The organism is Moorena sp. SIO2C4 (assembly GCF_010672485.1).
Taxonomy (GTDB): domain Bacteria; phylum Cyanobacteriota; class Cyanobacteriia; order Cyanobacteriales; family Coleofasciculaceae; genus Moorena; species Moorena producens.
Genome location: NZ_JAAHGN010001578.1, coordinates 1 through 1,053, shown reverse-complemented (window position 1 = coordinate 1,053; position 1,053 = coordinate 1). Strand labels below are relative to the sequence as shown.

The following is a 1,053-nucleotide window of genomic DNA, read 5'->3' as shown; positions in this document are numbered from 1 at the left end:
GTGTATGTTCTGAATTAATAAGCTTTTGATATTGGTCTTGAATAATTCTGTCAGCATAGTCATAGCAGTCGTCATAGATATGGGCACTTTGACTTATGGTGATCAATGGTCCCATGTTCAATGGGAACCGTGGACACCAAATCGTCTACCACTGGTACCACCTGTTGCTAGTCCGTACAAACCATATTTAGTGCCATTGCCATTACCACTTGCCAAGCCTTGAACTCCTAAGGCAGTCGTATTGCCCGTATTATTAGCAGTGAAATAGCCACCATAACTAGTTTGTCCACCAGAGGCATTACCGTAGACACCAAATCGGCTACCACTGGTACCGCCTATTGCTTGTGCATGCAAACCATATTTAGTGCCATTTTCATTACCACTTACAATACCTCGAACTCCGAAGGCGGTAGTATTGCCCGTATTAGTAGCAGTAAAATAGCCACCATATTGAGTTTGTCCACCAGAAGCATTACCGTAGACACCATATTGAGTTTGTCCACCAGAGGCATTACCGTAGACACCATATTGCTTACCAGCGTTATTACCTGTTGCTTGTCCATACAAAGCATATCTAGTACCATTTTCATTACCACTTATAAGGCTGTGAACTCCGACGACAGTAGTATTGCCCGTATTAGTAGCAGTTGCTCTAATAGTTCCAGCTACATCTAATTTTTGACTAGGATTATTTGTCCCAATACCAACATTGCCAGCATTATAGTAAATCCTGTTACTACCACCATCAGACCACTTTCCAGCACTAATCCCAGTTAAACCAGAACCATCCCCTTCAAACCTAGTGGCCTTAACAGTTCCAGCCACCTCTAATTTTTCAGTAGGATTATTTGTGCCAATCCCCACATTGCCAGCATTATAGTAAATCCTGTTACTATCACCATCAGACCACTTGGTTCCACCACCAGCACTAATCCCAGTTAAACCAGAACCATCCCCTTCAAATCTAGTGGCTTTAACTGTTCCAGCCACCTCTAATTTTTCAGTAGGATTTGTGATGCCAATACCGACACGACCAGCGGTTAAATTACCTGT

General features: G+C 42.7%; 1 pseudogene. It reads right to left on the bottom strand.

What is annotated here, in order from left to right:
• Positions 1–117: 117 nt before the first annotated feature.
• Positions 118–1,053 (bottom strand): annotated as a pseudogene (locus tag F6K20_RS39650) (hypothetical protein); the annotation flags it as partial.